Origin of the sequence: Bacillus sp. KH172YL63 (assembly GCF_011398925.1) — a bacterium.
Lineage (GTDB): Bacteria > Bacillota > Bacilli > Bacillales > Bacillaceae_B > Rossellomorea.
Genome location: NZ_AP022842.1, coordinates 1710325 through 1731062, shown reverse-complemented (window position 1 = coordinate 1731062; position 20738 = coordinate 1710325). Strand labels below are relative to the sequence as shown.

The following is a 20738-nucleotide window of genomic DNA, read 5'->3' as shown; positions in this document are numbered from 1 at the left end:
TGATTTCGAATTCGTTCGGTTTGTGATTACGACACATGTTTTTAAGCCATGAATTGAAACTCAGTCGAACTGCCCCGTTGTGAAGAGATAACTTCTAGACGGACATCTATTCTTTCTTTCAGCTCCGGCACGTGGGAAATCAACCCTACCAGCCGGCCGCTGCTCTGTATATCCATCAATGCCTCGATTGCGTGATCAAGCGATTCCGGATCTAGTGTTCCGAACCCTTCATCGATGAACATCGTTTCAAGCGAGACTCCTCCGGCATACTGTTGGACAACATCAGCAAGCCCAAGCGCCAATGCGAGTGAAGCCTTGAAGCTCTCCCCGCCTGACAGCGTCTTGACATGCCTTTCCTGTCCAGTATATTGATCAAAGACAAGAAGTTCCAATCCGCTTTGCACGTTCCCTTTACTTCTGTCTGTTTTGCGGATGAGCTGATATCGTCCAGAAGTCATCTTAATCAATCTCTCATTTGCGACTCTGAGAATATCTTCAAGGAAAGAGGCAAGTACGTATCGCTCGAATGTAATCCGATTGGCATTTTGCCCCCGGGCGACTTCTGCAAGATGGCCGACCATTCGATAGTTGTTTTCAAGGTCTTTTATTCCTTCGTTGATGGCAGTGACCCTGGAAAGGATGAGCGAGTTGTCTTTCCGATTTGTCTTGATTTCATTCAGTTGATCATTTACGGTACTCATTTCTTCAGCCACTGCGGATATTTTCTCATGGATCCCGTTTACTTCCGGCCTCTCTTTTCCTTCTAGATGTTGTGACAGATCAGATAGCCTGTCGGAAACCGAACGGAGCTCTTCTCCGAAATGTTTGACTCTTTCTTGAAGCAGCATGATGTCCGATTCAGACATTCTTGCTTCCTGGAATGCTTTATAATGAGCGAATCCTTGATCGGAAAGAAGGGCAACAAAACGATCACGCTCTTCCTTCATTTCTGTTTCCACCTGGATCACCCTGGATTCATTCTCTTTCACTTGTGATTCCTTGACACTCAATTGATTCTTGAGTTCATAATACTCATTTTGTGCACGTTCGAACGAAGCCTTCAATGCTTCTAACCTACTCTTCGTCTCTGACAGAACCTCTTTGAACCCATTCATCGTCCTCAGCTCTTCAGGAATGGATGCTTTCACCTTTTCGAGGGTAGTACTACTTGTCAGAAATGATGCATGAAGATCGTGCAGCAGTTCTTGTGCCTGCACTTTTGACACTTCAAGTTCTTCCAGCTTCTCTCTTCCTTTTTTAACCTCTTCCCTCATTTTCAACACTTGTTCTGCTTCGTCCCGCTTTTCAGCCATATCTTTCTTTAATGCATCAATATCCAGCTTAACTTGAGAAAGCGCAGATTCGAAATCACTTTGTTCAAATCCTTCTTCTCTCTCCCTTACCTTCAATGTGATGCCGTCTATCCGTTCCTGGACATTTTGAAGTTTGAGCTCTTCCTGAGCGTTCCTTAAGCTCCACTGCTTTTCGTCCTTTTCCAGTTCCTGAAGTTTGGTCTTTGCCACTTTAAGGTCTTCTTCAGACGGTAAAGAGACTGTATCACTTGCCGCATGAGGGTGATGCTCCGACCCGCAGACCGGACATGGATCCCCTTGCTTCAGGCTCTTTGCCAGAATGGCTGCTTGTGCCGATTTCCATTTCCCCTCTAAGTAATCCAGTGTTTCTGATGCATCCTGGACCTGCTCTTGAATCTTCTTATGTTGTTCTTTCACCTGTTCCGTGGTGTTTTGCTGCCTTCTAACCTCCAGATCCAATGTCTTCATTTCACTGAGCAGTTCCAGAAGATATTGGTGCTCCTGCAACTTTTTATCCAGTTGGAAGACAATATTCTGGGCATTTTCACCTTTTTCTATGGTGTATTCCCTCTCTTTGATGCCTTTTTGTAAAAATGCAATCTGTTCTGTTTGTTTCTTTACGATCCCTTGCTGCCTTTCGTGTTTACTTTTTAGTTCACCGGTCTCTTTTGACAAGGAATCTAAAGAAAAGATATCCTTTTCCATTGTTTCAAGCTGCGTTACTTTTTTTGCCACTTCATTTCGCAGCGATTCTTTTTCTCTTTCCTCTTTGAATCGTTCTTCGGCTGCAAGGAGTGTTTGTGAAAGCTCTTCCTTTTCTTTCATCAGTGTTTTCAATTGACCATTCAATTCATTCAGGTTTCGATTCAATTTATGGCAATATTCGTCCTGCTGTACGAGCACCGATGCCCGCTGGGCGAGCAGGATCTCTTTTTCAATTGTTTCAATTTCCGGTTTCTTTTCCTCTAAGCTTTGTTTTTGTTTCGACAGCTTTTCCTGCTGTTCAAAGAGCTCAGCCAATCGGTTTGCTTCGGCAAGTTCTTTTTGAAGCTGGTCTCTTTTCGACTGGACTTTTTCATATCGGGATTGAAGGTCTTTTTCACTCTTTTCCATATCTTCAATATGAGCCGGAAGCAATTGGAGGATCAGATGATCATTCAATGGATTTTGCAACAGCAAATCCCGCAGCTCTTCATGTCCTTCCGCATGGATTCTTACTAACTCCCTCGTCCTTTCCTCCATGGAGGTTTCCACTGCTTTTTTCAAGTCGTCTGCTTCTGCTTTTAACTTTTCTTGAATGCTCCTGTAAATTTCAGTATGGAATAACCTCTGTAGAATGAGCTCTTTATCCTTACTGTCAGATGTGAGCAGTTTTCGGAATTCACCTTGAGGAATCATCAGGATTTGTCTGAACTGATTGGCATCCAATTGGATCAGACCTTTGATTTTCTCATCTACATCCCTGACGTTTGCTGCAAGGAGCTGTTCTTTTCCGTCTTCATCGAATACATAAAGTTCACTTCTAGCATTGATCGTGGTATATCCTTCGCCCCTGGCCTTCTTCTTATCCTGTTGAGGTGAGCGCCAGATTCGGTATGTTTTTCCCCTTAGACTGAAAAGAAGTTCAACCTCCGTTATATCTTCATCGTTTGCAAATTGACTTCTCAATTCGGTCGGTGTGCGGTCCTCTCCGCTCGCCTTCCCATAAATGGCATATGAAATCCCGTCAAAAATCGTTGTCTTTCCTGATCCGGTTTTTCCGGATATGACGAACATGGTCCGATTTCCCAACGCCCGGAAATCAATCGTTTCCCTGCCTGCATATGGACCGAACGCCTGCATAATGAGTTGAAGTGGTTTCATGCGGGATCGACCTCCTTCCTTGCTTTTTCAATCACTGTTTCAACCATTTCCTTTTTATCTTCAGTAAACTCACTCGTTGTCATGTCTTGGTAAAACTCCATAAACAAATCTATTTCCGATTTCTTCTTATCCTCCAACACCTGGAATGTGTGCTTCTTTTTCGCATCAACAAGATCGAGTTTCCGTTCAAGGTGAAGAACATTCGGATAAACCTGACGGAGCTGATTGATGGGATCAATCAAGGTACCTTGATCATGAAGGGTGATTTTCAAATAATCATGAACACTTTGCGTTTGGTAGAACAGAGGGTCAAGCAATTCCTCCATGAACCCTTCTACCTCTCTCATATCCCTCTTTGGCTGGAGTACTTTCTCCCTCAGTTGGAAGGAACCGTCGTCTTCCATCTCAACAATGGTGACGGATTTCCGCTGCTTCGCTTCCGAAAAGGAGTACTTTAATAAAGATCCTGAATATCTGATCTTATCGTGCTTAATCGCATCCGGACTATGAAGATGACCGAGCGCAGTATAATGGAAAGGCTCGAACACCTCTGCCCCCACACATCCTGATCCACCTACCGAAAGCGTCCTTTCTGAATCTGACGTCTTGCCTCCGAGGACGAAAGCATGACCGACAAACACATGTGGTTCATTAGGGTTCATATTCTCTTCGATTCTTTTTACAATGGCTTCCATTGCCCCGTGATGGCTGGATACCCCTTCTTCTTCCAGAACCTGTCTGACTGTCCCCGGTTCAGCATAAGGGACGCAGTGAAAATTCACTCCTTTGATCTTGACCGGTGTGAAATCCTTTGTAATCTTCCCTTTCAGGTAAAATTGACTGTGCTTGTACCATGATGATCCAAAGGATAAACGCTCGGCACTATCATGATTGCCTGACACCGCCACGATCGGTGTGTTCAATTCCACATTGATGCGGAACAGAACTTCATCCAAAAGCTCCACCGCTTCTGTCGGGGGAACCGACCGATCATAAAGATCGCCTGCAATAATGACTGCATCCGGTGCTTCCTCTTTCACAAGGTTGATAAACTCCTCCAGTATGTAGCGCTGTTCTTCTGTCATATAAATTCCGTGCACCAGTTTGCCAAGGTGCCAATCTGCGGTATGTATAAATTTCATTGTGAACCTCTCCTCCGATCTCAACACTCTCTCTCAAGATTATATCAAACTGGCAAGATCCACGTATAAGGAAAAGTCATGCAATGTGAAGGAAACTCACAAACTACTTCGAACGCATTTGATTTCCGGGCAGGCACTTTCTCCCGGCGAAGAGTCCCCCTTATGCCAGGTTTCCACTACAAAAGCTATACGCCAGCTGTATGAAAACAAAGAATCCGAATGATGATGCGACCTTCACTACAGAATGTCGAATCATCATTCGGATTTCCCATTGCCTATACACGGCCTCTTCGGTTATTCCCTCAGCTTCTGCGGAAGTGCTTGAATCGATGTGATAACGGCATCAAGCTTCGTTTCGATCCGATATAGCAGATACATCGTGACCACAATCGGAAAGCCCACTTCCGAAACAATCGATATGATGGACTCCATCCTCTCCCCCCCTCTCACCCTTTATATAGGAAAAGAAAAGGAAAAAGGATACTTCTATTAAAAAAGCAAATCCGTCGTAAAGAAGGATTTGCTTTTCATTCGAATTATCCGTTTAGGTCGCTGATCAAGCTTGAGCTTACTAATCCAGCATCTTCAAGAATTGCTTTGATTTGATTTTCAGCTTCATTCATTTTTTCTTCTGCGGCTGACAAATCTGCTTCGCCTTCTTTAGAAAGTGCTTCAGCTTTCATCGTATAGGATTCAGAAAGTGTCTGTTTAAAGTTTTCAACAGCTTCCTTTTGCTCTCCAAGGTCTTTCGGAATATCAATCTCTTCAACTGCTTCCGCAGAAGCCGTTGCCGAGGCAGCTGCTGATGCTTTCAGTTCAGCCAATTCCTCACCTGCAGGTGGTTCTTCTCCGGCCATCGCTTCTTCGTAGCCATTCAGCTCGATATCAACACCATTGACGGTCGTTGTCAGATTCAAATAGTAATCCATCAAGTCCCCTGCAAGATTTTCATTTACTGAAGCATTGTCACTGGCCTCTTTGTCAGATCCTGAATCAGAACATCCTGCCAATACCAAAGATAATCCCAGTCCTAATAACCATAATTTTTTCATCGTTGTTTTCTCCTCTCAGTGTCCATTTCCTTTACATGTATCAAGGCAAGCGGCCTCATTGCGAAATCGCTTACTTTACCTATCATAAGCCGGCAAAAAGTATCTTATCATGGGCATAAACCGTTGGTAAAGAAATAGTTGTAGATTTCGCCAAAGTTTAAATATTACAAATATTATAAATAAATGGTTTTTATTTTCATGATTTTAGGATACTGTTACTAGAGGATGAAATGAAGGGTGAAAATTCAATAAATGTACATTAATGGAATAAGAGGAGGAGAACAAAGTGGAGAAAGATTATTTTATCGGAATTGTCCCACCCCCAGAATACTTAGAACGGATTGAACAATTTCAAGGAAAATGGATAGCCAAACCAGGTGTAGAACCTCACATTACGTTAAAGGCACAAGGAGGGCTTACGCCCGATGAAAAGTGGATGGAAGCGGTTCAGCGTGTATGTGAAGGCTTCACACCCTTTCCTGCCTCCCTGGAGGAACCGAAATACTTTGGGGATACCATCTTATACTTAAGTGTAAATTCAAATAATCTGCACAGATTGCATCAGAAAATTGTACAGGCAATCTCACCTACAGAAGAAGAAATACAACAATATTTTGAAGGAAACGACTTTGTCCCTCATTTAACTCTTGGGAAAGAACACTATGGACGAAACATCACGGATGGACTTTCTCACCAGCAATTAAAAGAAATGGAAAATGCAGCTCCATTGGATTTGGCACCCTACCCCGAGTTTGAAGTGAATTTTATCAGGGTCTACGTATTGAACCTTGATAAACAAAAGTACGAAAAATATATTGATATTCCTTTAGGTCATTGAATCCTTGATTATATGTACAGTAAAAGAGAGCCCCAAAAGGAGCTGTTTTTTACTGAGGGCATTGTTCACGTTGCTAAAGATGATCGCTCTCGAACCATTCGAATTCTATTTGGGATTCAGCGTAGGATTCACTGTACACAAAAAACATGGCGTTGGTACCTGGTTCAATGATCAACCGGCCATCCACCCGGAATCCGGGGATCGTCGTTAATGGCGTCATTGCCCTGGTCCCGACGATTTTCCCTCCGGTGAAGGCCCCTGACACTGACGGATGATAATAGATCCTGCCAACAGGCTGAACGTCAGAGCCTAATTTCAACACGCTCACTTCTGATGATTCTATGGGGGTGCCGGGTGGAATGGCATTGACAACAAAATCGGCCTTTACCAATTTGATAGAGAAATTCGTTAATGCAAAAAAAGAAACATATAAATTCACTTTGGAGTCTTCCGGATTGACAAGTTGCGCCCATGCCTGTTTGCTGGCACTCGTCTTTAACACCCCGGAAGTACCGGCAAACAGTCTGCCCTTTTCGCTTTGAAATGCAGGATTGATCACATACACCGACGGCTTTTTTCCCATGCTCTCCCCCCTGTAATACGTCCTTCTTCATGTATATGAATAGATAAGACACCCATTCCTGTACAGGGGAATGCATTTATTCACCACATAATATTCCCCCGGACAAAGAGGTTTTTGCCAATAAAAAAACCGAACGGGTTATTGGATAAACATAGCCGTTCGGATTTCTTTGTAGCACTGGCGCTTAATGTCTGTTTGAAGCTGTTGAGACGCTCCAATAGGAAGTCCGCTTATAGAGATTTCCCTTCCCCCTTTATGATTGATGTAACGTTTCCCGCCTTTTCCTGTCCGTTGGCCGGACACCTTCAAAGATGATATGAAAAGTGGTGCCTTCTCCCTGCTCGCTTTGAACACGGATGTCGGCTCCGTGGTCTTTTAGAATTCTCAAGCATATCGTAAGGCCGAGACCCGTTCCTTTTGTCTTTGTGGTGAAAAAGGGTTCTCCCAGTTTATCAAGAGTTTCCTTCTTCATCCCCACTCCTTCATCCTTGAAAGATACCTGCACTTTGTTATCTGAGGTGTTTCTTGCTTGTATGGTGATTGCACCTCCATGGGGCATGGCTTCGATTGCGTTTTTGATTAAATTGATGAAGACTTGTTTCAACTGATTTTCATCACCCCGGATGAATAACTCTTTATCTTTGAAATCGGTCTGAATCTCGATATTATACAGAATCGCGTTCGTATTCAATAATTTCGATACGTGATCGAGTGTTTCAATGATATTGATGCGTTTATAAGTAACGGATTGAGGTTTGGCAAGGATCAACAGCTCGCTTAACACCAGCTCGATCCGCTTGATTTCTGAAAAGACAATTCCTAAATATTCCCTTGTCTTGTCATCAGCTTCATCCCGTAACAGTTGAAGAAATCCATTGATAGACGTCAAGGGATTCCGCACTTCATGGGCAATCCCTGCTGCAAGCTGACCTGCAACCGATAGTTTCTGAGACTCGATTGCGAGCGTCTCATTCATTTCCATCAATTCTTCTTCATTATGTACCCTGGCGGTTATATCGGAAATCGTCCCGACTGTGCCAAGGAGCTTTCCCTCGCTGTTATAATTCATCTTGATTGTCACTTCCCCCCACCGGAACTGACCGTCCCGTTTCTGGTAGGAAAAATCCATCTTGATCTTCTCTTTTTTCACACTTGCATTTTGCCTTACCACCCGCAGAAACTCATGGCGCTCGTGAAGGGAAACAAAATGAAGGGCATTCTTATGTAAACTCTCTTTGACCGTATAGCCTGTAAAGTCTTCCCAGGAAGCATTGAGGAATTGAAACTCCCCTTTGTCATTCGTATGAAAGACCACTTCATCAATACTCTGCAAAACATGCTGCATTTCTTCATTCAATGCCTTAACCTTCTCTTCACTTTTTCGAATCTCCGTAAGTGCCGTCTGACTCAGGTCATAATTCTTCCCTAAGTAATAACCGATGAAGATGATCGATAACGTATAAACCGCATCCACCTTAACATCTATCGGATAATGCAGTACGAAATAGTAAATAAAGTCCCAAGTGATGACTAAAAAAAGTCCGGTGAGTACTGATATGACCCTACCCCTATATATCATCCATTAGCCCCCTGACAACGAAAGTAAGTATCGGAATAGATAGAATTTTCATGCTATTTGTCATTTATTAGTATATCATTTCCAAGGAAGAACAGTATAGACTTACTTTGCAAAATCCACGATATTCTTGTCACTGGCGGATCCCTTGTCTATAATGAATGAGATACACTTGTATACATAAATTGAGGTGAAAGCATGCTAGAAGGTTGGTTCTTATATTTCATCCTTTTCTGGGTCGTTTTTTTAGTGGCTTCGTTTGCAATCGGCGGATTCTTTATGTTCAGGAAATTCCTGAAGAGATTCCCTAAGGAAGATGGGAAATCAGATCTGGATTGGGAAGAGCATTACGTAAATGAAACCATCCATTTATGGGGCACAGATGAGAAAAAGATGCTCAATGAATTGGTCACACCGGTCCCTGAATTATTCAGAGACGTAGCGAAGCAGAAAATTGCAGGTAAAATCGGGGAATTGGCGCTGCAGGAAAAGGCAGATGCCATCACAGAGGAACTGGTGATAAGGGGTTACATCTTGGCTACTCCCAAGCGGGATCATAAGTTTCTGAGAAAAAAACTAAATGAAATGCATATAGATATGAGCCCTTACGAACATCTATTCTAAAGAAAGCAGGCAGGTAACAGAATGGGAACGATCCTCATCATACCGATCATACTTTATTTAATCTTCATCATCGCCGCTGCTTTTCTGTATGTACGATGGAAGCGCGGGAAAAAAGGCAAACGTTGAACGTTTGCCTTTTTGGTGGGAAATGTTGGATGTTGGGTTGCATCTGCACTTCCTTTAGGTGATGCTTGGTAATTTTTTATGAGAGAAAAGTGCAATGTTGGGTGCGCGTTCATTGGAGATGTAAAAAATGACGTTCGCCGATAAATTAGCAATTTCGCCGTTATATTTTAGATTTCGCCGTTAAAATTAATATTTCGCCGTTATATCCCGGATATCGCCGTTAAAATCAATATTTCGCCGATAAGATCCTTTCACACTACCATTTCTATGAGCGAATCAGGATCTTTCGAGAACCTCCTTGCATTTCTCCAATAAAAAAGAGGTAAACAGCTCTGTTCACCTCTCCTCCATGCACAAAATTAATCAATCGGATCTTCCGTCTTTCCAAATCGAATGACATCCATTATTGCCTGGCCATCACTCGGTTTACCGTCTCCGTTTCTAAACGGAAATAAAGAAAAGAAAATGAAATAAACAGAAAAATAAACGAATTGATAGAAAAAGATGTGGACCGGGATGACACCTTCATAAATTAAATAGTTAATAAGTAATATTGCTATCAGGTTGAATAAACTGCCTGAGAGATAAATCAATACCCGTATCCATACCTTGTTGTATTTTAACTCCTTATACTGACACCAACCTTCCATGAAGTACATCCTTTTCACTTCCAGGGGTCCTATATTCACTAAGTGTTTTCCTGTACCGATGGCGAATTTGATCTTTGCTCCAAAAATTCTTGCAACGAGTACATGCCCGGCTTCATGAACGATTGTGACCAAAGGCAGTGTCAGAAAGAAAGCGAGGAAAAATGTCCATATATCTGCTAATGTAAACAATGCTGATCCCACCAATTTCTAGTTGTGATTTCATATGTCTACCTTTCCCCAATGCACACCGCTTTTAAGCATCATCCCACTCTTTGTAAAGAAATCGTAATATGATTGAAATCATCACCCATCTTCATCACAAAAAAAACCGAACGACTTCACCTATTGAAGTCGTTTGGTTTTTCCGCTGGCTATTGCATCAGCCTGTTAGATTGAGTTTGTTGTTATATCTTTATTCTCCAGATGCAGCTTTCTATATTGAACATACATGGCAATTCTCCATGGAACGATCATTCCGAATGCGAGGATCCAGAACATCCCGCTCAATTCTCCATAATCGATGGAAACACTCAGAATGGACTTTGCCACGATCCGGATCAATAGTAGTCCAATCAAAATGAATGCGAATGCTTTAGAGCGCTTTAAGAAAATATCACTACCGCGAATTTCGAATTTAGAAGTCTTGATCAATAACAACGAGAAGACCATCCCGACTGTCAATGCCTCCAAACACTCTCCTGCGGTCACCCGAAATTCAGGTAAAATGAACATCAGTGCCCCGGTGCTCATAAATAATGGAGGTAGAATGATTTTCTTTCCGCTTACCGGTCGTTTTTGAGCCTTCATCCTGATGAATATAACCAAGAATCCCATAAGTATCGCTGCAATGGATGAAGCAATCATCATAAACCATCATCCTTTAATATTCTACTTTCCTACCATACTCATTATAGCCTATATGCAGTCAAAACAAAAACACAAAAAAAGAGAGGATGAGGTGTACCTTCAAGCTCTCTTTGAATGTTTCAGCCCAAGACCCGTTTGATTGCTTCATCAACCCGGACCTCGTCAAAAGGCTTCACGATGAAATCCTTCGCTCCCGCTTCTATCGCTTCCACCACGACCTTTTGTTGCCCCATGGCAGAACACATGATGACCTTGGCCTCTGGATGCTCAGCCAATATTTTCTTGACCGCCTCGATTCCATTCATTTCTGGCATGGTGATGTCCATTGTCACCAGATCCGGCTGGAGCTCACGATACTTTTCAACGGCAATGAATCCATTCTCCGCTTCCCCAACGACTTCGTGACCGCTGGATGAAAGCATGCCCCCTAGCGTCATTCTCATAAATTTAGCATCATCCACTACTAGTATCGTTGCCACAGTTGTTTCCTCCTCGTATACCCTATCGCTGTCCAATGTATATCATTTCCTTATTCATCCATATAACTATACCATAAAACGTAATCACCATCATCCATTTTTTTACGTTAAAATCCTTTGAATCCTCCCAAAATAGACGTGAAATATGCCAGGATGACTGTCATCCAATTAAAGAACAGCATGATCCCCACTGCGATCATCACATATCCCCCTGCTTTCACGATTTTTCCGCTGTTTTTTCTGATCCATTTCATTTTTCCGATGAAGAACGAAAGAATGAAGAATGGGATGGCAAAACCTAAGACATATGCAGTCATATAGAGTACGCCCGAACCAGGGTTGGTTGCGGCAAGGGTGAGGACGGATGCAAGGATCGGGCCTGTGCACGGTGTCCATCCGGCAGCAAACGCCATACCGATCAAAATTGAGCCGATGAATCCGGCTGGTCTGTTCTTGAATTCAAAGCGCCGGTCTTTCATAAGTGACTCAGGCGTGAAGACTCCGATGACAACAAGGCCGAATACGACGATAAATATGGCACCCAGTTGTCGGATGAGATCTTTGTAATCCAAAAAGAAGTTCCCGATCAGGGAAGTGCCGAACCCGATGGCAATAAATATCGAAGAGAACCCGATCAAGAAAAATAACGTATGTAATAAACTTCGCTTTTGTAGCATGGCGTTGTCAGTTTTCAATTCATTGACGCTCATTCCCGTAATATAAGAAAGAAAAGCGGGATACAGAGGAAGACAACAGGGCGAGATGAAGCTGAGGAAACCCGCACCGAAGGCTAAAAAAATATTGATATCAGACATTTTTACATCTCCTACCTTTTAGTTTCTGACTCTATTCTAGCAGACTCTTGTGTTAACTATGTGAAATGTAATTGTGAAGAATTTGTGACCATTTCTTTACATTTCACAGCGACTCTTTCAAATAGATTAAAGTCTCTTTTCTTTTTAAAAAAACGAGCATTTTTACTTTGAAAAAATCTGGATAATTCGTTATACTAATTAAAAGTTACAGTTATTACTAGTTTTGTATTCCACTTGTAAGGACATACAAAAGAAAGGAAACAGCCGTGTCTAAAAATGAGCTTCTCGAACGAATTGAAAATAAGCGCGCTCAATTGATTGATATTGTCGCTGAAAATGGACTCACGTCACCTCAAGCTATTCAATTTAGTCAGGAACTTGATCGTCTGTTAAATAGCTACAACTCCCAATATATAAAAAAGTGCACTCCTCAAATAAGCTGAACATTTTACATACATATAGATATTCTGAAAAGGCCGGCTCTTGGATCCTGCCTTTTTTTGATTGTAAGCTGTTTAAATAAACGGGCTCCTCATGACGTTCTTGGAGTTCCAAACCGTCATTCATAGAAGTTGCCATTAGAAAAACATCCCTTCATTGTAAAGGGATGTTTTTCTAGGTTTAATGAATTTGAACAAAAGGCTCTTGATCTTCTTCCTTCACAATCGTTGCTTTCAGTCCCTTTGGTGTCTTGACATATAGGTATACCGGAGTATGTGGGAAATAATCAACAATTTCAGGACCTATCGCCTGGGCAAAGCCGATTAATTCGGTTTCTTTCACCATACCTGTATGTACGTCAATGACCAGCTTATTCAAAGTGTCCTTCTGATATAAGCCCTTGCCGACAAACTCGATATCCTGATGAGAAAAGAATTTGGATACATAATCTTCAAGGTCCCTGATCCGATTATAAAGGTCACGGTCCTTTTCTTCCCCGTCATCACTCGGGAAGTAGAAATATTTGTCCGACACATCTTCCCATTTTTTGATTCTCTTATCGTTATCATCCAGATAGGCAGTGGAAATATAGTTGCCTGAGACGACACTATTTAAGGGTTGAAGCTTATAAATCGAGATCATGACCGGGACATCCTTCAGTTCCTTCATCCCCCTGACACGGCTGACGACGGAATTGGCGACTTTCTCCCCGTATTCTTTGATCATTTTGTCATCAATCTTCGCTTCGTCAAAATGCATGAGCTTTTTATCATCTTCAACGCGAATATAGTCGACGGTATTCATCGCAAGTCCAATTGAAATCCCTTGAAGCTTTCCTTCTGAGTCCACATAGTTTTGTTCATGGATATAAGCAAGATACATGGGATTTTTCTTCTCAAGCTCCATCTGCTGCTCCCAATCCATGTCAGAGGATATGTTCAGCTCAGGATTCAGGCCTGATTTGTTCGAATCCGACTTTCTGCCCAACCATTTGCTTGCTTTAGAAAGATATTGTCCTTCTTGGTAAACATATTTCTCGGGGGAAAAATGCTCGGTAGATAAGGACATCAGCCCTGTCTCGATTTCATCCATATCACTTCGGTTGTTGATCATCATCGTGATTAATCCACGATTCACCGATTTTTTCTCTTTATTCATCTTATAATTCAAATATTCACGTGCATCACCTGCAGCACTGTTTTGCACTTCAAGTGTTTCATCATCTATCACTTCTTGAGGCTTGTTGCTGCATCCTCCAACAACAATCAGAAGAGAAAGTGAAACGATCATCCATTTTTTCATAGAACTCCCTCCGGACTATATTCTACCATACATTTTATTTCATTCTGAAAGATAAGCTCTAAGTTTTTTTGAATTCATCAAAATAATTATTTTATACTATCTCCCGATTCTATCAGGAAAATCTGCAAAAAGAAAAAGCACTCAATAACTGAGTGCCCGCTCTTATTACTTCATGTTTTTATTCATTGCATTCATCATTTGATTGATTTTTTTCTGTGATGGCTTTTGAAAATGCCATCCATTTCATTGGTATATCAATGTTTATCAAAGGTTTCCGACCACTTTTCCTATTATGGAAAATATACCATGAGAACGGAGTATTGTCCATAATCATAAAGAGTAAAGTGGTTTATTTTCTTCAATTATATGTGACCACTATGCTCCCAGTACTACACTTTCCCTTACTCATGACTCTTATCTCTCAATCCAATCCAGCAAGTACTCTTTAGTTTTTTCCTCAGGGAACATCCACTTTTGACCTACCTTATATTTTGGGAAGCCCGGTTCATAAAAGAACTGCCTAAAAATGGTGTCCCTTGACATTTTAGTCTGCCTTACTAATTCTTTCATGTCCCAAAAGATCGTCTGCTTCTCAGCTTCTTTTATTGCTTTCTTTAATTCCTCTAAGTATAGCTCTTTTACTTCAGTTTCATTTACTACAACATTAATCATCCTCACGACCCTCCAGCCAATTAAAAAACACTTCTTTAGAAATTTTATAAAGCCTTCCTACACGAGCCACATGAAACGGTGGATTTTCCATTAAGTCGTATGTTCCTCTTCTACTCAAACCTAATATTTCTTGAATGTGTTTAGGGCTTAATACTTCTGGCAGATCATTTTTACCTATCATGAACATCACCGTCAAACCACTTAAGAAATGAAGCCTTTGAAATTTTATATAGTCTACCTATTTTAACTACGTTAAAAGATGAATTGTGAATCATTTCGTAAGTCTGCCTTCTTCCAATTCCCAGAAACCTCTGAACATGTATTGGCATCATTACTTCAGGAAGTTCTTCTCGTGTAAGTTTATTATCCATTGTACCTTCTCCTCCTTCACAGTTTCCGATTTTATCCGGTAATACCAAAGAAGTCAAAACATTTTAAATTATATAAAATAAGTGAATATAAAAAGAATGAAGGCATTTTCACCCTCACTCTGAAATCGTATATTGGTATTACTAGCAATACTGATTTAAGTAAAATAAACTAATTAAATTCGCTTTGAATTTTCTTCCATAACTTTCTTAAGGAAACATAAATAGGAATACTCTATAAGCCACATACAATGACGCTAATGCACCAATTCCACTTGCGATACCCTTGGCACTCTTAAGCGATCTAAAACAACAAAAATGATTATAGAAATAATTGCAACTACTCCACCAAATTTAATTATATTTATGGCAAGATCATTCATTGGACTGTTATCAACTGAATCAAACAATAAAAGACACCTCCTCAGTGCCTTTTATCGTCATTAAGTATGCTTATTTTAAATCCTCTCTGCAGATAATTTCGAAAGGCAAGTTCATTTCCTTACACCAAGCTGATATTTTATCTTTTCTAATATGACTAAGTGTGTAAAAAACAAGTATAGGGGTTTGTTTGAGTGTGGATTTAATTAGAGGGAATAGTTCTGCGTAATTATCCAGTTTCTTTTTATTCTCATTCATCTTTTGCGTCCGATCCACTTCTAGAAAATAATACTGATCATCCCTGATAAATGTAGCATCAGGCTTAATAATTTTCTGAGTCATTCCCTCTCTTAACAGTATCTCCGGCTCAATATTAAAGGGATTTGGCTGCTTATAGTGGATGAACAAATCATTTCGCATTAAATAGTGTTCTACCGACTGTCCCCATCTCCGTTCCTGGTTCTGACCTACATACTCACACCCATTCTTGTTCAAGTAGTAGATGTTTTCGTTGCTCCGTTCTGGTGACGGTTTAACATGGAGATGTTCCTTCATCTCACCGAGAACTTTTAATGCGTTCCTGTCACTTTTTAAGTTGTGTATTGTTTGTAATTGTGAACGACTTACGAACCCCAATGTCTGAACTGTGTTGAGTATTTCCTCTACTCGAATCATTTTCCTCATGGTTAATGACATTATCATTCTCCCCTTCCCATATGACTGGTTCTTGAAATTTATTTAGCCTTGAATACATCTCGTCATCACTGATAAATGGAACTTGTATCTCACTAACCTCATGAGTCTTAAATAACGCTCTCCCTTTAATGGTTGTAGGCAACTTTTCTGCTCCTTTTTATCAATGGCAACTTGTGAAGCATAACCAGTTGATAATCTAAAGGTGAGCTTTGCATCAGAATTCATTTTAATTTGTCTTGATAAGGTATCAGCAACAGGGTATTGAGTACAATACACTAACCTATATCCTAACGCTCCGCCTGATCGACTAATTTCAGAGAGCAACCTTTGACAGTGCGAAAGCAATTTCTTATGATCCTTATCCATCCAACTTTCAGGTGCTAACTGTGCTGCCTCATCCACAATAATGAATTGTCTCTTTTTTATTGGCGTATTAACAATATTGCTCCATTGTTTTTTCTTGTAATAAGCGAACATCATCATTGATTCATGGATTTCTATGAGCATTTCATAAGCTTCTATTTCATTACCTGCAACCTTTTTGACCTGTTTGAGACTTGAGTATCTAGAGAACTCTAGCCCACCTTTTAGGTCAATAATATACGCTTCAAAATTGTCACTGTGGTTCTCAATCAAATATGTCATCATCATTTTGAGAAAAACTGTTTTACCAAATCGAGTAGTCCCTGCAACTGTCATGTGAGGTATCTGATCGGTGTTATGCCATATCATACCTTCTTGAGTTTGACCCAATGGAATCACCCATTCATCACCAAGCATTGGTATGTGGCTATATTTAAGTAGAACAGGTAGTTCTTTTTCATAAACAGAAAGACAGACCCTCTTCTTTTCTCCATTAATTTTTCTAAACTCGACTCTTACTGGTTTATTTAGTCCATCACTGAAGACCTTTTCCAAGCCAATTATATGATCTGATGACATGCCAATTGGTAATCTGTAGATGTATCTATAACCCATTAGGTGCTGATGGACACGCACCCCTGCCCCCATGTGTACCCCTTCGAACGTATGATCTTATGTATAAAAATTATTCATTTCGTATATCGTTTTGCATATTGTTGAATTTATTATTCAATCCTAGTTTACATAAATCACATTTGAGGAAGTTGATTAAAATAAGAATGCTATTATATCAACGTTTGCAAGGTGTGGATTTACCTTCAATATACGTTGTTTTATACATCCTTGATATATCAACGTTTTCACTTGTTCTAAGATCAGATACGTTTCGAATTTATGCATAAAATTAATTCTTACAAATGAATAAAGTTATGTATAAACGATGTTTAATTCAATATCAATTTGCCTTAGAAGTGAAAAGTTTCCTGGCCAATGTCCATCAGAGCCTTGCAGTGGATGTATTAAACTAATGAACACAATTGAATACAGATGTTAACCTTCTCTCTAACATCCATTACATACGCATTTAAACGGTAAATAAAGGCTTTCATTAGCATTCAAGTGTAATCACATACAACTAATTAACCTTATTCATTCCATCATCATTCAGTTGTGCATAACGTTCAGCTTTACGTTTAATCTCATCTACATCTACGCTCTCATAGTGACGATTATGTATTTCCTTAACATCCTTGAATGCTCCTGTCATCTTAAGGAACAACTCTTGCTGCTTACCTTTACCCGCTTTGGCCTCTCTAATAATTGCTCCAATAACCTCTGGTGCTTCACCAATTGAGTTCTTAATGACCTCTTTCATGAAGTCCTCGTTATCAAACTCTTTCCTCCATTTGTATAGGGTATTACGATGGCAACCTAGATAAACCGAAAGCTTCTCCAATGTATCCAACTGGATAACCTCACCTGTGTCTTCGTCTTTTGTCCATCTATCTTTCTTAGGTAATGATAGCCAGTACATAGCTTTCGCTTGATCAGCTGTGTATGTTTGCTTCTTCATATGACCAATCCTTTCTTAATAAAATTGATTAATAAGTACAACAAAAAAGACCCACTCTACAGAGTGAGCCTTATTACCATAATTATTGAAAAGTTTTATTTTTATCAATAGGTATAATAGCATTGTACCCGTTACCAAGATCAACTGTGTAACTATTATCTCTTAAATCAACGGACTTGTTCTTCTTTAACAAATCAAGATAGGATGTATTCTGATGAGGGTTGGCAAGGAACTTTCTCGATAATCGCTCACTTTCCGATAGCATCTAAATAACCTCCCTATTTATGATTTTTTAAAGATTCTGCTATAAACCTAAGTGCTTTATCAATGTTCTTAAATGAACCTTTAAATTTAGTTTGTTTCATATTCCTTTGACTACTTTTAACATACTTTTCAGCTCTTGTCAACCACTCACCGTTATCATTTTCAAGAAATACGGTTAAAAAAGAATTTTCACTTTCTAGAACCCATTGGATATTCTCATCCTCAGAATAATACCAGTCCAACATTTCGTCTATCTTACTTAAATCATTAATAATGCTAAGAACTTCTTTATAACGTTTATCTGGATCTGGATGAAGCATTTTATTGATAACCTTAATTAGTTTTAAAGGTATATGAGGTTTATATGTTCTCCTACTTGGAAACTCTCCCTTTTGAACTGCTCTTTTTAAAACATCTTGACCTTGACTTTTGAAATGGTCAAACTGTTCTTTGAATAACTCATTTCCGTTACACATTCTATACAAAGTTAAACCAGCCTGGTAGATATCATCAGAAATAGTTCTGTCTACAGTATCATATGATTCAGGAGAGCGATGTGCTACATATTGCCAAAGCTGTTCAACTGATCCTGTTTCATTTAAATATTTGGATAAACCAAAGTCGGTTAGTAGAATCCTATCTGAATCATTAATGATTAAATTGGTGGGTTTAATATCTAAATGTAATAACCCTTTAATATGTGTAAACAATAATCCCGATAAAAAATCTAATGAATACCTTATTATCTCTCTAACAGATAAGAATCGTTTATTCATTAGACCATTAAGGGAGCCGTTACTGTAATATGGCATTGTTATGTATACATTCTCATTATCTTCAGCAGAATAGTAAACAGGCATAATATGAGGGTGTCTACTCTCATTTAAGATTTTTGCTTCTGCAAAATAGTCCTCAACCAATTGTTGATCTAATGACTTCTTTGTAATCTTTTTTAATATTAATACTTGTTCTAACTGCTTGTCTCTAGCTATCCAAACATCTGAATTTTTCCCTTCTTCACCTATGTTTCTCCATTTATCCAATGACAAATGTGCCTTTACTTGGTTAACCTTAATCATTATTAATACGCCCCTTCAATAGCAGCTAGTGCGGTAAGAACACTTTCTCTTTTATTATTGTTCATTTTATTGTTCCAAGAGTCTAAGTTAAATGTGTTTTCTTTTCCACTGCAACAGTCTTTTATTTTGGTACTATTTGTACCTAGTCTTGAAGCTATTGAAGTTGAAGTGCCAGCAAAATATCGCTTTATTGTACTATCGGAAAATAATTCTTGGATGACCCCTTCAAGATTTATTCGAAATGTACTACTAGTGTTAGAATTTCCTTCTGCTGTTCTCAGTCCAGCAAACTCAACATTATATTCACATATAATTGAATACAATGTGGTTCTAATGAATGAAAGTTGTCGAGGAACATCATTTTCTAGAGCCTTCGGCACTACTATTGATTCAACACTGTATGATACATTATCTTTTTCGTCTTTATTAAGTATTGTGTAAATAATCTCTTTTGGTTCTACTCTTATACCGATTGACTTTCTTTCCAAATTCATTTCCCCCAATCTATATACCTACAATTCTATCATTTTTTGACAGAATACGATATACATATTGGGTATATTAGGTAAATATGTAACTTGAATCAAATTAATGCTAATTTAAACAGTTCAACTTTTAAAAGTCCCTTATTCCCCTTTCGGTTTCTTAAATCTCCTTTGAATATCCTTATTGTATTTCTTAATGCTCTTCTTACTCACCTTACGATAAACAGGTTCTCGACCTTCCATAGTAGCTAAACCTAATTCAATCCCATTGTACAAACCAACCATATAAGCATCATCTCCAAATGTATTATCACCTTGGATTTCTAATACATTGGACAAATCCTTCATTCTTCTATGTAAAATATTCAAGCTAAGTTTTTTACTCATTTTAATCCCTCCTATATTTAACCCACTTATTTTAATTACTCGCTAAATGTTGATGGAGCATTCTCATATTTCTTAAAGTTGATACGATTAGTTTTATTTGATTTCTTACTGATCTTTTCTAATTTATCAAACACCCAACGATTTTCTTTTAATAGCTTAGCTAACCCTTCAGCCAGCCTAGAAAATGTATCTGATGGAATTCCAGCGTTAAATTGTCTGTTCGTTGAATGCAGCATTAAATAGAAGTAATACTGAATCAAAATCCAATATGCTTTTGGTTCATCACCGTAAAGAAACATTTTTGACTTCTTGTCACATACTTGAAACGGAACATATTTTCCATCTGGTAAATTATCTACATCAGCCTCCCCGGTAACTTGTAATAGCTCATATGAGTACGCTCCAAAATGAACTTTAGGCATAATTTCTGGATCAGGAACATTTTCATATTTGTCATCGTAGAATAAATGCTTCCTGCACAAATCAAAGAAATGAGGATTTTGTTTTAAAAACATTGATGATGCAATCCCCATCATTCTTACGTGTTCTTCAAAAATCGAGTCATCTTCGAAATTACTTTCTCTACAAATACCATGAATACATTCGTGTAATAGTACTTCAGCCCAAACTTCAGGAGAATAACCTTTCTTCACCTTAATTTTCAATGGCTCTGTTTCATGATTTTCATAATGGATAATTCCTCTGTTATCGTCTCCAAGCTCATCATCTACAATAACAACCGGTTCTTCGTAGCTATATACCTTGTTTCCAATTCTAATTTGCATAATAATCCTCCTAT

25 protein-coding genes are annotated in these 20738 nt (G+C 39.4%); 3 read left to right on the top strand and 22 right to left on the bottom strand.

What is annotated here, in order from left to right; all coding sequences use genetic code 11:
* Positions 1-41: 41 nt before the first annotated feature.
* From KH172YL63_RS08585 to KH172YL63_RS08570, 4 genes are all read right to left on the bottom strand, one after another.
* On the bottom strand, positions 42-3176 hold the full coding sequence (locus KH172YL63_RS08585) for an AAA family ATPase (protein ID WP_173105718.1): 3135 nt from the start codon (positions 3174-3176) through the stop codon (positions 42-44).
* Positions 3173-4318: an exonuclease SbcCD subunit D gene (locus KH172YL63_RS08580; protein ID WP_173105717.1), complete on the bottom strand. Its 1146-nt coding sequence runs from the start codon at positions 4316-4318 to the stop codon at positions 3173-3175. The genes KH172YL63_RS08585 and KH172YL63_RS08580 overlap by 4 nt, the downstream gene beginning before the upstream one ends.
* A gap of 294 nt (positions 4319-4612) precedes the next feature.
* Complete coding sequence (locus KH172YL63_RS08575) at positions 4613-4750, bottom strand: YvrJ family protein (protein WP_173105716.1); 138 nt, start codon at positions 4748-4750, stop codon at positions 4613-4615.
* Between the two features lie 104 nt (positions 4751-4854).
* Positions 4855-5370, bottom strand: coding sequence for a hypothetical protein (locus KH172YL63_RS08570; RefSeq protein WP_173105715.1), 516 nt, complete (start codon positions 5368-5370; stop codon positions 4855-4857).
* A 286-nt stretch (positions 5371-5656) separates the two neighbouring features.
* On the opposite strand from KH172YL63_RS08570, the gene KH172YL63_RS08565 reads away from it, so the two are divergent.
* Positions 5657-6208 carry a 2'-5' RNA ligase family protein gene (locus tag KH172YL63_RS08565; protein WP_173105714.1) on the top strand — a complete coding sequence of 184 codons (552 nt, stop codon included), beginning with the start codon at positions 5657-5659 and terminating at the stop codon, positions 6206-6208.
* Positions 6209-6281: 73 nt separating this feature from the next.
* On the opposite strand, the gene KH172YL63_RS08560 is transcribed toward KH172YL63_RS08565, so the two are convergent.
* The gene (locus tag KH172YL63_RS08560; protein WP_173105713.1) at positions 6282-6791 is read right to left on the bottom strand and encodes a DUF6143 family protein; all 510 of its coding nucleotides are present in this window, start codon (positions 6789-6791) and stop codon (positions 6282-6284) included.
* A gap of 253 nt (positions 6792-7044) precedes the next feature.
* Complete coding sequence (locus tag KH172YL63_RS08555; RefSeq protein WP_173105712.1) at positions 7045-8370, bottom strand: ATP-binding protein; 1326 nt, start codon at positions 8368-8370, stop codon at positions 7045-7047.
* A gap of 195 nt (positions 8371-8565) precedes the next feature.
* Between KH172YL63_RS08555 and KH172YL63_RS08550 the strand changes: the two genes are divergently transcribed.
* Positions 8566-8991 (top strand): DUF2621 domain-containing protein, encoded by a 426-nt coding sequence (locus KH172YL63_RS08550; RefSeq protein WP_173105711.1) that lies wholly within the window; start codon positions 8566-8568, stop codon positions 8989-8991.
* Between the two features lie 485 nt (positions 8992-9476).
* Here KH172YL63_RS08550 and KH172YL63_RS08545 read toward each other — a convergent pair whose 3' ends face one another.
* The 4 genes from KH172YL63_RS08545 to KH172YL63_RS08530 all read right to left on the bottom strand — a co-directional run bounded on the left by KH172YL63_RS08545 (position 9477) and on the right by KH172YL63_RS08530 (position 11928).
* Positions 9477-9956, bottom strand: coding sequence for a site-2 protease family protein (locus KH172YL63_RS08545; RefSeq protein ID WP_173105710.1), 480 nt, complete (start codon positions 9954-9956; stop codon positions 9477-9479).
* A gap of 198 nt (positions 9957-10154) precedes the next feature.
* Positions 10155-10634, bottom strand: coding sequence for a CcdC family protein (locus tag KH172YL63_RS08540; protein WP_173105709.1), 480 nt, complete (start codon positions 10632-10634; stop codon positions 10155-10157).
* Between the two features lie 119 nt (positions 10635-10753).
* Positions 10754-11113 (bottom strand): response regulator, encoded by a 360-nt coding sequence (locus tag KH172YL63_RS08535; RefSeq protein ID WP_173105708.1) that lies wholly within the window; start codon positions 11111-11113, stop codon positions 10754-10756.
* A 107-nt stretch (positions 11114-11220) separates the two neighbouring features.
* On the bottom strand, positions 11221-11928 hold the full coding sequence (locus tag KH172YL63_RS08530) for a cytochrome c biogenesis CcdA family protein (RefSeq protein ID WP_173105707.1): 708 nt from the start codon (positions 11926-11928) through the stop codon (positions 11221-11223).
* 266 nt (positions 11929-12194) lie between these two features.
* On the opposite strand from KH172YL63_RS08530, the gene KH172YL63_RS08525 reads away from it, so the two are divergent.
* Positions 12195-12371, top strand: a complete 177-nt coding sequence (locus tag KH172YL63_RS08525) for an aspartyl-phosphate phosphatase Spo0E family protein (RefSeq protein ID WP_173105706.1) — start codon at positions 12195-12197, stop codon at positions 12369-12371.
* Between the two features lie 178 nt (positions 12372-12549).
* On the opposite strand, the gene KH172YL63_RS08520 is transcribed toward KH172YL63_RS08525, so the two are convergent.
* The 12 genes from KH172YL63_RS08520 to KH172YL63_RS08465 all read right to left on the bottom strand — a co-directional run bounded on the left by KH172YL63_RS08520 (position 12550) and on the right by KH172YL63_RS08465 (position 20724).
* Positions 12550-13671: a CamS family sex pheromone protein gene (locus KH172YL63_RS08520; RefSeq protein ID WP_173105705.1), complete on the bottom strand. Its 1122-nt coding sequence runs from the start codon at positions 13669-13671 to the stop codon at positions 12550-12552.
* Between the two features lie 414 nt (positions 13672-14085).
* Positions 14086-14343, bottom strand: coding sequence for a group-specific protein (locus tag KH172YL63_RS08515; RefSeq protein WP_173105704.1), 258 nt, complete (start codon positions 14341-14343; stop codon positions 14086-14088).
* Positions 14336-14524: a helix-turn-helix domain-containing protein gene (locus KH172YL63_RS08510; RefSeq protein WP_173105703.1), complete on the bottom strand. Its 189-nt coding sequence runs from the start codon at positions 14522-14524 to the stop codon at positions 14336-14338. The genes KH172YL63_RS08515 and KH172YL63_RS08510 overlap by 8 nt, the downstream gene beginning before the upstream one ends.
* A complete protein-coding gene (locus KH172YL63_RS08505) occupies positions 14514-14714 on the bottom strand; it encodes a helix-turn-helix domain-containing protein (RefSeq protein WP_173105702.1) in 201 nt (66 codons plus the stop codon). The genes KH172YL63_RS08510 and KH172YL63_RS08505 overlap by 11 nt, the downstream gene beginning before the upstream one ends.
* A gap of 254 nt (positions 14715-14968) precedes the next feature.
* Positions 14969-15121 carry a hypothetical protein gene (locus KH172YL63_RS08500; protein WP_173105701.1) on the bottom strand — a complete coding sequence of 51 codons (153 nt, stop codon included), beginning with the start codon at positions 15119-15121 and terminating at the stop codon, positions 14969-14971.
* Between the two features lie 43 nt (positions 15122-15164).
* Complete coding sequence (locus KH172YL63_RS08495; protein WP_173105700.1) at positions 15165-15788, bottom strand: replication-relaxation family protein; 624 nt, start codon at positions 15786-15788, stop codon at positions 15165-15167.
* A 42-nt stretch (positions 15789-15830) separates the two neighbouring features.
* Positions 15831-16799 (bottom strand): FtsK/SpoIIIE domain-containing protein, encoded by a 969-nt coding sequence (locus tag KH172YL63_RS08490; protein WP_173105699.1) that lies wholly within the window; start codon positions 16797-16799, stop codon positions 15831-15833.
* A gap of 487 nt (positions 16800-17286) precedes the next feature.
* Positions 17287-17724, bottom strand: a complete 438-nt coding sequence (locus tag KH172YL63_RS08485) for a hypothetical protein (protein ID WP_173105698.1) — start codon at positions 17722-17724, stop codon at positions 17287-17289.
* Positions 17725-18002: 278 nt separating this feature from the next.
* Entirely contained in the window at positions 18003-19067 is a 1065-nt protein-coding gene (locus tag KH172YL63_RS08480) for a serine/threonine-protein kinase (RefSeq protein WP_173105697.1), read from the bottom strand.
* A gap of 2 nt (positions 19068-19069) precedes the next feature.
* On the bottom strand, positions 19070-19555 hold the full coding sequence (locus KH172YL63_RS08475) for a hypothetical protein (protein WP_173105696.1): 486 nt from the start codon (positions 19553-19555) through the stop codon (positions 19070-19072).
* Between the two features lie 138 nt (positions 19556-19693).
* Complete coding sequence (locus tag KH172YL63_RS08470; RefSeq protein WP_173105695.1) at positions 19694-19939, bottom strand: hypothetical protein; 246 nt, start codon at positions 19937-19939, stop codon at positions 19694-19696.
* A gap of 35 nt (positions 19940-19974) precedes the next feature.
* On the bottom strand, positions 19975-20724 hold the full coding sequence (locus tag KH172YL63_RS08465) for a hypothetical protein (RefSeq protein ID WP_173105694.1): 750 nt from the start codon (positions 20722-20724) through the stop codon (positions 19975-19977).
* Positions 20725-20738 lie beyond the last annotated feature (14 nt).